The sequence below is a fragment of the Sphingorhabdus sp. genome, from assembly GCF_044374345.1.
In the GTDB taxonomy this organism is placed as follows: Bacteria; Pseudomonadota; Alphaproteobacteria; order Sphingomonadales; family Sphingomonadaceae; genus Sphingorhabdus_B.
In genome coordinates, this window is sequence record NZ_JBILOS010000084.1 from 1 (window position 1) to 8,997 (window position 8,997).

The 8,997-nt window shown below is 53.7% G+C and carries 9 protein-coding genes; 6 read left to right on the plus strand and 3 right to left on the minus strand.

Features of this window, described 5'->3' with window-relative positions:
- From ACIQ5B_RS08735 to ACIQ5B_RS08760, 6 genes are all read left to right on the plus strand, one after another.
- Positions 1-660, plus strand: a 660-nt coding sequence (locus ACIQ5B_RS08735) for a ribonucleotide-diphosphate reductase subunit beta (RefSeq protein ID WP_397598670.1), incomplete at its 5' end; no start/stop codon positions are given.
- Positions 661-1,053: 393 nt separating this feature from the next.
- Positions 1,054-2,274 carry a hypothetical protein gene (locus tag ACIQ5B_RS08740; RefSeq protein ID WP_397598671.1) on the plus strand — a complete coding sequence of 407 codons (1,221 nt, stop codon included), beginning with the start codon at positions 1,054-1,056 and terminating at the stop codon, positions 2,272-2,274.
- Between the two features lie 224 nt (positions 2,275-2,498).
- Positions 2,499-3,452, plus strand: a complete 954-nt coding sequence (locus ACIQ5B_RS08745) for a DNA cytosine methyltransferase (protein ID WP_397598672.1) — start codon at positions 2,499-2,501, stop codon at positions 3,450-3,452.
- Positions 3,449-4,297, plus strand: coding sequence for an NgoMIV family type II restriction endonuclease (locus tag ACIQ5B_RS08750; RefSeq protein WP_397598673.1), 849 nt, complete (start codon positions 3,449-3,451; stop codon positions 4,295-4,297). The genes ACIQ5B_RS08745 and ACIQ5B_RS08750 overlap by 4 nt, the downstream gene beginning before the upstream one ends.
- A 28-nt stretch (positions 4,298-4,325) precedes the next feature.
- Complete coding sequence (locus tag ACIQ5B_RS08755; RefSeq protein ID WP_397598674.1) at positions 4,326-4,625, plus strand: DUF1294 domain-containing protein; 300 nt, start codon at positions 4,326-4,328, stop codon at positions 4,623-4,625.
- 261 nt (positions 4,626-4,886) lie between these two features.
- Positions 4,887-5,213 (plus strand): DUF952 domain-containing protein, encoded by a 327-nt coding sequence (locus ACIQ5B_RS08760; protein ID WP_397598675.1) that lies wholly within the window; start codon positions 4,887-4,889, stop codon positions 5,211-5,213.
- Positions 5,214-5,414: 201 nt separating this feature from the next.
- Here ACIQ5B_RS08760 and ACIQ5B_RS08765 read toward each other — a convergent pair whose 3' ends face one another.
- The 3 genes from ACIQ5B_RS08765 to lptF are packed head-to-tail and all read right to left on the minus strand — an operon-like array spanning position 5,415 to position 8,950.
- The gene (locus ACIQ5B_RS08765) at positions 5,415-6,566 is read right to left on the minus strand and encodes an N-acetyltransferase (protein ID WP_397598676.1); all 1,152 of its coding nucleotides are present in this window, start codon (positions 6,564-6,566) and stop codon (positions 5,415-5,417) included.
- 53 nt (positions 6,567-6,619) lie between these two features.
- A complete protein-coding gene (gene lptG / locus ACIQ5B_RS08770) occupies positions 6,620-7,708 on the minus strand; it encodes an LPS export ABC transporter permease LptG (protein WP_397598677.1) in 1,089 nt (362 codons plus the stop codon).
- A gap of 3 nt (positions 7,709-7,711) precedes the next feature.
- Positions 7,712-8,950 carry an LPS export ABC transporter permease LptF gene (gene lptF, locus ACIQ5B_RS08775; protein WP_397598678.1) on the minus strand — a complete coding sequence of 413 codons (1,239 nt, stop codon included), beginning with the start codon at positions 8,948-8,950 and terminating at the stop codon, positions 7,712-7,714.
- Positions 8,951-8,997: the final 47 nt, after the last annotated feature.

Consider the following 8,997-nt stretch of genomic DNA (forward strand, 5'->3'; position numbering starts at 1 on the left):
GTTGATTATATCCATCAATTCGGCGTCGACACCGACGAAGACATTGCCCGCACATTGGCGATGTTCGGCGGCTTTACCGAAGGGCTGCAACTGTTCGCATCCTTCGCGATGCTGATGAACTTCCCGCGCTTCAACAAGATGAAGGGCATGGGGCAAATCGTATCCTGGTCGGTCCGCGACGAATCGCTGCACTGCGAAGGCATTACCAAGCTGTTCCACGCATTTTGTGCAGAGCGCGGCTGCCTTACCAAGGCGGTGCGGGAAGACATTATCGATTGCTGCCAAAAGGTTGTCCGTTTGGAAGACGCGTTCATCGACCTTGCGTTCGAAATGGGCCCCGTCCCCGGCATGACCGCCAAGGAAATCAAACGCTACATCCGCTACATCGCCGATTGGCGCTTGGGTCAGCTGGGCTTCCAGCCCATTTACATGGTCGAAGACCACCCGCTGCCATGGCTCGCGCCATTGTTGAACGGCGTCGAGCACGCCAACTTCTTCGAAACCCGCGCGACCGAGTATAGCAAGGCGTCAACACGCGGCGATTGGGGCCAAGTGTGGGACAGCTTTGACAATCGTAAGAAAAAGATCATCGGCATTGAGCCGATCGCCGAAAATGACGGCGTCGATATGTTCGAACAAGCCGGGGTCGCCGCGGAATAATCCGCCACCCGTCGCCTGTCGTCAGGATGGAGACCGCGCCGTTTCCACCTGACGACCGCGACCCATAAATTCGATAGATAGACATAAACGAAGCGACGGCGCTCGACGCCGATCGCCGCAAAGTCGTGCGCGCAATGGCGGCGCGAGGTGCGTTGCGTTTTCTGCCATTGGTAATGTTGTGGATAACAACCAAAATGGACAATAACACTCTCAAATTGGTTTGATTTTGCATTTTTTGACAATATGTTGGGAGCATAGCCAGCACCCGCGGCGATGGGGACCAAATATGCAACAGCTTCGAAAACCGCGAAATATGACCATCGGCATTGAGCTGGCGTCGAAAAATGAACGCGTCGATATGTTTGACCAAGCAGGGGTGGCTGCGGAGTAAGGATGGCTTTTAATCCGGTTAAGGACCACCCCATAAATGATACTCTGAAACGCCTATTGGCGTTTCAGAGTAATGTCATATTAACAGGAGCGAGTTCAGACCTAGATGAGCGGCATCGTTGGTATTTGGATAGGATTTTTTACTTAGCAACGAGAGCTGCTAGTAAAGTGAAAAAGAAGCTCTCCCTTTCCATGAATCTCAATGCACTGAACAACTTAAATAGTTCGGCTGACGGTATAATTGCGGAGCTTAACAATTATATCTCAAATCGAAACCCGGGGCATGTCGCTGGAGCGTTTAATCAAGCCGAGCAGGGTTTTCAAATTTATCTATACCAAGCGTTCCCTACGACTTCCAATGAAGGAATCGAAGAGGGAGAGGCCATAATTGAAAGTCTACGTAGATCTTCTGCGTCTGCAATCAATGAGATTAAATCAGAGACAAGCAAAATCCTTTCCGATGTTACAACGCTTTCTGCATCAGTTTCGGATAACTTGGCGGCGGTTGCTGCTCTAAAAACTGATATCGACAGCCATCAAGCACTATCTCAAGGCGAACTGGAAACTATCAAGAGCGCCTATAAATCCCTTGCCCAAAAATTCGAAATTAACTTCCAAGCAAAAACTGTTGGTTGGGATATTTCAAGCGCTGAAGAAATAGAGCGCATCGGTAAGTCTACGGACGAACTTGTTGACAAAATATCCGAGAAAGAAAAAGAGGCCCGCAACCTTGTACAGTCGGTAGGTGAAGTCTTGATCACCGGAACATACCAAAAAACGGCAGCTGATGAATCAAAGCTGGCAAATACGTTTCGATGGATAACTATCGCCCTTTTCAGCACAGGGATATTTATCGTTCTGTCGAACTACATTGCCCACCTTGTAGCGGTATTCGGTGGCTCTGTTTATGACGAGACCCCTTGGACAATACTGACGAGATTTCTTACAGCTTTGGTAATTTCGTTACCTGCATTTTATACTGCACGAGAATCGGCTCGGCACCGGACCAATGCGGACAGAGCGCGCCAGCGTGAACTTGAATTGTCTACATTGGGACCATTTATCGAGCTTTTGCCACCAGAAACCAAAACAGTTATTCGAGATCGCTTAACAGACAGATATTTTGGTAACTCCGTGGACGCGCATAAGATTGAATCCCTTGTGGATACGGAATCGTTGGGAAAGATTGCTGAAGCGATTGCAAGGTTGGGCAAGCCTGCATAGCATCTCTGTCTGATTATTGGCAGACAGCCTAAGGCAATGTAGCCCCTCATCCATACAGTTTGATCTAACTACAGGAGGCAACATGACACTTATTCGCGATGGACGATATGTCGAAACGGAAATCGGTGAAAATCATTAAGGGCTATCCGAGTATGACAAAATGCTAAGACTGCTTTTTTAGAACCCTATTGACTAGAACATATGCCGAACGTACCGTGCACTTTATGAACTCAATCGAATTTTGCGCTGGCGCTGGTGGCCAAGCACTCGGGCTTGAACAGGCGGGCTTTCGCCATTCGGCTTTGGTGGAGATCGAGCCGGATTATGCCGCTACCCTTTGCCTCAATCGTCCCAATTGGGATGTGCGCTGCGCCGATATGAACGGTTTTGACGGGCGGCCATTTGAAGGCATTGATATGTTCGCCGGTGGCCTGCCCTGTCCTCCATTTTCGGCGGCTGGCAAGCAGCTGGGCGAACGCGACGAACGCAACCTGTTTCCTGCCGCCATCCGCTTGATTGACGAAATACGGCCCAAGGCAATCATGATCGAAAATGTCCGTGGTTTTCTGTCGGCAGTGTTCGAGGATTATCGCAATGGTTTGAAAAGCCAGTTGGAGAAGCTGGGCTACAAGACCGATTGGCGCTTGCTCAACGCATCCGATTTTGGCGTACCGCAGCTTCGTCCGCGCGTCGTGATTGTCGCGCTGCGTAAGGATTATGTCGATGCGTTCGATTGGCCCACTGCGCTACCCCACAACCCACCAACCGTTGGTGAAACATTGGTCGATCTGATGGGCGAAAATGGATGGCGCGGCGCGAAGGCATGGGCAAAGAGCGCCAATGATATTGCCCCAACGATTGTCGGCGGCAGCAAAAAACATGGTGGTCCCGATTTGGGCCCCACCCGTGCACGCGCCGCTTGGGCAACTTTGGGTGTCGAGGGCAAAAGCCTGTTCAACGAAGCACCCGGAGCCGATTTTGTTGGCACGCCCCGCCTAACCGTCCGCATGGTCGCGCGTTTACAAGGCTTTCCGGACAATTGGCAGTTCCACGGCGGCAAGACGACGAGCTATCGCCAAGTCGGCAATGCGTTTCCGCCACCCGTTGCCAAAGCCGTGGCGCAGAATTTAAAAATCGCTCTGTCCGTGCAGAAGCACTTTTTGGTGCGCGCTGCATGATTAAGAATGCTTGGCTGTCGGAGGCACGAACGGAGTTTCATGCGACGATTCTTGCCGGCATACTAACCAAGAACGACAAGGGGGTGCCGAGCAATGCCGATACCGGCAGCAGGATAAGTGTTGCATTAGCTTGCGCCATTCTCGATCAGCTTGGTGTGGCAAGAACTGCCGCTAAATTACCGGGCCAGACAGCGGGTGCCGATTTTGAAGATGTGGCCGCTAACTTTGTCCGACTGTGCTTTGACCATCTTTCTCATCTGCGTCCCGGTAAATTTTTCGTTTCAAAGGGCGTTGGCATCGCGCAATTTGAACAATATGCCCATCTCGACGAGCTTGAAGCGATAGCCAAAAGCAATCGGGAAATTGCTACTGCTTTAGGGTCAGATTATCTAATTAAGCCCGATATCGTTGTAGGCCGTCACCCTGACAGCGATGATGTTATCAACGCCAGTGAAATGTTGGTTGATAATAAGAGCGCACAACTCACCAGCTTGCGTCAATCCAATGGCGCGCAATCTATTTTACATGCTTCGATAAGTTGCAAATGGACACTTCGAAGTGATCGCGCCCAAAACGCTCGTTCGGAAGGACTGAACCTCGTACGTAACCGGAAAGGCCGCTTGCCGCACATAGCCGTCATTACTGGCGAACCGATGCCCAGTCGAATTGCTTCATTGGCGATGGGAACTGGCGACATTGATTGCGTCTATCACTTTGCATTGTACGAATTGCGCCAAGCTCTTGTCGATCAAGACAGAGAGGACACGCTGGACCTTTTAGATACAATGATTGCTGGTAAGCGTCTGAAAGACATATCAGATTTACCGCTAGACCTAGTGACATAAAACCTAAGGGGTTCAGAAAAGCGACCCGATGAACCTCCCTACCCTCCTCACCCTCCCCAATGCCATTGGCCTGTTTGCGCTGGTCAATCTGTGGACGTTCATGCTGTTCGGTTTTGACAAGATCCGTGCCGCGCAAGGGACTTGGCGGGTGTCCGAAGGGACGTTGCTGGCTTGGGCGTTTTTGGGGGGTACCATTGGCGCGTATGCCGGCCGTGCGCTGTTCCGGCATAAGACGCGCAAGCAACCCTTTTCCAGCCACCTGCACCAGACCGCGATCTTGCAGGGCTTTGCCGTCGCGCTGGTGGGGGGATGGATGCTGGCGGGGTAGTTGGGGCTGAACGGGGGTTTGTTCCCACCACCCATCACCCTGAACTTGTTTCACCTGCGGTGACTGCGTGCCAGCATCTTACTTTTCAACGTCGATAATTAAGACCCTGGAGCCGGAGGCGTGCAAAGCACAAACAAGTTCAGGGTGACGGGGAGGAGTAAAGACGCGGTCAGCATGACGAAGTGGGGCGAGACGACGTCGGGGCGGGGGCGTCCCCATGCGCGGCTTGCGCCCACCCCTGCTTTTCGGCATGGGCGGCCTATGTCCGAACATAGCCATCCCGATACCGCCTTCAAAATATTCACCGCCGCGCAATGGGCGCAGTTTGAGGCCGACGGCGTCTTTCACGGCGCGCCCGTCGATCTGGCCGATGGTTATATTCATTTGTCGGCCAAGGATCAGCTGCAGGGCACGCTCGACAAGCATTTCGCGGGGCAAGACGGCCTCGTCATTGCAGAGGTGAACTTGGCCTATCTGGGTGAGACCATCCGATGGGAGGAATCCCGCGGCGGCGCGCTGTTCCCGCATATTTATGGGCCGTTGCCGATGGGCGCGATTGTCGGCCATTTGATCCAGATCAAAGCATGACCTGATTGCGCGGTGCATAGTGGGCTCCTAACCCAAGGAGCCTGATATGGACGTTTTGCAAATTCCCCCCGTCGCCTTGTTCGTCGGCATGATCGCAACCTTTGCCGTGGCGATGATCTACGCCTCTATCGGCGAAGCCATCACGCGTTAAATTGGCCAATCAAATGTGAAACGGCGGGCGCGGGCGCGTGGCCTTCGCGGTCAAAGCTGCTTTTCGTAGATGCGGTACACCTTGTTGATTTTGCCGTTAATCGCCTCCCCCACCGAACGCATCGGGCCATTATCGTCAAGGACCCAGCCGAACTCACCGCGGCTTGCGCCAAATTGGCTGGTGGACGCGTCACGAATGAGCGAGACCATCATGAACGCCAATTGGCTCGCCATGCGGGTCGACTGCAGTTTTTTCATCACGCCCATCAACGGCACGCGCATCGTGCTGACCTTTGGCGCACGCAGCCACCACAAAAGCTTCGCCCAGTTGAACGGGAACAGGCTGCCACCAAATTGAGCGATTTTTTCGTTGATGTCGGGCCATGTCATCATGAAGGCAACGGGTTCGCCATCAACCTCCGCAATCCGGATCAGGTCGTTAAAGACGATAGGTTTCAACTGCTTTCCGGTATGCGCGACTTCGGCATCGGTGATGGGCACAAAGCCCCAATTCCCGCTCCACGCGTCGTTCAATATGGACAGGATTAACGCGGCTTCCGCATCAAAATTATCCTTGTTCACTTTACGAATGACGATGCGTTCGTTGCGCTCGCCCGATGCGACAATGCGCTCCACCAGCGGCGGAAACGGCACATCAATCGGGATTTGATAGGTATACAGATCTTTGATGCCGGCGTAGCCCGCTGCCTCAATCCACCCGCCATAGGCTGCGTTATGATAGCCCATGAGCACGGTGGATGGATGGTCATGGCCATCAATCAACACGCCGGGCTCTTCCCAGATGGACAGGCTTAACGGCCCGAGTGAGCGCACCATGTTTTTGCTGCGCAGCCAATCTTCAGCGGTCGCAATCAGCAGTTTTCCGGTGGCTTCATCTTCCGCCTCAAAAAACCCCCAATTGCCGACGCCGGGGCCCATGCCTTGTTCCGGCGGCTGTTTCAGCGCGAGAAAATCCAAATGTGCGGAGATCCGGCCAACAACTTTTCCGTCCTTTTCGGCGAGGAAAAGCTGCGCCTCACCATGTTCGAACCATGGGTTCTTGCCGGGCGTAATCGTCGCCATCACATCGCTCTTCAATGGCGGAACCCAGTTGGGATCATGCGCATAAAGCCGGAACGGCAGGTCAATAAACGCGCGTTTGTCTGCCTTGGTTGCAACCGGCCGAATGATGATGTCTGTCATAGTGAATTCCCGAAACGCATTTTATGTGCCCAACGCCGCCTTATCCGGAAGGCTCATTCTTCAGTGCGGATAAGCACCGTTTCGCCGATGAGTAAAAAGAGCAGAAATGGTCCCCATGCGGCAATCCAGGGCGGATAGGCGCCCAAATTGCCCATCGCCAAGGCAAAGTTATCCGCCACGAAATAGGTAAAGCCAAGCGCCATGCCCAGCACCGCGCGCACGAACAAAGCGCCCGAGCGGGCAAGGCCAAAGGCGGCGACCGCAGCCAGCAAGGGCATTAACAAGGTCGACAACGGCCCTGCCAGCTTGTGCCACAAAATGCCTTCAAGATTATCGGTGCGGCGACCAGCGGCGCGCAGATCGTCAATGGCGCGCATCAACGGCAAGAAAGCCAGACTCTCGCCATCGACCTTAAGGACGTTGAACCTATCGGGCGTGATGCCTTTGCCGATGACGAGATTGCTGACCTTCTTCTGTTCGGTGGTCGCGACGTCAAATGTCTCCGCATTTTCAAGCAGCCATGCGTTGCCCACATAACGGGCATTTGGCGCGGTAATGACCTGACGCAAACCGCCATTGGCGCGCAAATAGACGCGGACATTATCGAGGACGATATTGTCGCCCGATCCCAGCACCCTGCCCGCATTAATAAGGTCGCCGCCTTCGCGGACCCACACATTGCTGCGCGCGTCTGTATCGGGCGCTATTGCGCCATATTCGGCATCCTTCCAAACTTTAAGCTTTTGGGTATTCGGCGCGACGACAACGTCGTTAAACACGAACGAAATCAGCGCGACGCCCAAGCTGGCGACAAACATGGGCGCAAGAATTTGGTGTGCGGACAATCCCGCCGCCTTCATCGCTACGACTTCGCTGTTCTGGCTGAGGGTCGCGAAGGTGATTAATGTCCCCAACAGCACGGAGAAGGGCAGAAATCTGGCAATGATTTGCGGTGCGCGCATCGTCACATAGCGCAACACATCGCCCTGATCATTTCCGGGGACCGCCAATATCTTGCCACTTTCACCCAGCAGATCGAGCGTCATCAACACCAGCACAAGCATCATCAACACAGCAAAGCTGCGCACGACAAACAGCCGGGCCATATACATGGTAATGTTGCGCGAGGGGAAGAAATGCATGGGTTATGACCCCTCTTGCGGCACAGGCATGCCAATGGTGGCCAGCCGCGATTTTCGGCCCCAGCGGAACAGTTTCTTGAACCATTTACCGGCCTTTGTCGCGAAGACTTCAAGTGCGCCGATGGGCTGACCGCCGGGCACATGCGCGATCACATGATACATCCAGATGATGAGCGCGGCGAACAGCACAAATGGCACCCACAATGCGATAAATGGGTCAACAATACCCATTGCGCCGACGCTTTCGGCATATTCATTTATCTTATGATAGGTCACTACCATCACGATCGATAAAAAGACGCCAAGCGCGGATGTCGACCGTTTCGGCGGTATCGCCAGCGCCAATGCAAGCAATGGCAGCAGAAGCATCATCGCCACCTCAACCAGGCGGAAATGGAAATTAGCCCACGCACTGTCGCGTTCCGACGCGGGCCTTTGCATATCATTCCCGATCTGCACCAATTCTGTAATCAGATATTCGCGGTCTTTGCCGCCACGCGAACGAAAACTTTCAATCTGCGGCAGCGGGATGGGGACGTCATGACTGGTAAAGCTGAGCACGCGCGGCGATTTATAATTGGGCGCGTCGTGCACGAGCGTGCCCTTTTCCAATCGCAGCAATATCGTGTCCGGATCATCGGTGCGCAAAAACTGACCCTTTTCAGCCGTAACGGCGATGGACTGTCCATTGTTGCTTTGCGCGTACACAAACATGCCCGACAGCGCGTTACCATTGTTCCGGCTTTCATCGATGCGCATGGTCAAATTTTTGCCAACATTGTTGAATTCGCCGACCCGGACCTTTGCGCCAAAGGCGCCTGATCGCAGCTCGAACCGCAGTTCTTCATATAGATAGCGCGCGCTGGGCTGCAGGAAGCCGACAATGGCAAAATTTACCGTAGCCAGCGCGATTGCCAGCAGGAATGGCACGCGCAACAGCCGAAAATAGCTCATCCCCACCGCCCGAAAAATGTCGAGTTCGGAGGATGTCGCGAGCTTGCGGAACGCCAGCAATATGCCCAGCAATAGCCCGATAGGGATGCCAAGCGATAGATATTCAGGTATCAGATTGGCGAGCATGCGCCAGACCACGCTGACCGGTCCACCCTCTGCGGCGACGAAGTCAAACAGGGTCAACATCTTGTCCAGCAACAACAATGATGCCGCGATTGCGAGCGTCGCGAGCAGCGGCAACATCACAAGCCGGAAGATATATCGGTCGGTGGCAGTAAGAAATTTCAACTTATGGTCGCCCTGTCACCCTAATTTGGCCGCAAACTGACCCGATA

Excerpts from the sequence above, each read along its gene's own strand:
- ACIQ5B_RS08740 (WP_397598671.1), top strand. The coding sequence starts at position 1,054 with ATGGCTTTTAATCCGGTTAAGGACCACCCCATAAATGATACTCTGAAA.
- ACIQ5B_RS08745 (WP_397598672.1), top strand. The coding sequence starts at position 2,499 with ATGAACTCAATCGAATTTTGCGCTGGCGCTGGTGGCCAAGCACTCGGG.
- ACIQ5B_RS08750 (WP_397598673.1), top strand. The coding sequence starts at position 3,449 with ATGATTAAGAATGCTTGGCTGTCGGAGGCACGAACGGAGTTTCATGCG.
- ACIQ5B_RS08755 (WP_397598674.1), top strand. The coding sequence starts at position 4,326 with ATGAACCTCCCTACCCTCCTCACCCTCCCCAATGCCATTGGCCTGTTT.
- ACIQ5B_RS08760 (WP_397598675.1), top strand. The coding sequence starts at position 4,887 with ATGTCCGAACATAGCCATCCCGATACCGCCTTCAAAATATTCACCGCC.
- ACIQ5B_RS08765 (WP_397598676.1), bottom strand. The coding sequence starts at position 6,566 with ATGACAGACATCATCATTCGGCCGGTTGCAACCAAGGCAGACAAACGC.
- lptG (WP_397598677.1), bottom strand. The coding sequence starts at position 7,708 with ATGCATTTCTTCCCCTCGCGCAACATTACCATGTATATGGCCCGGCTG.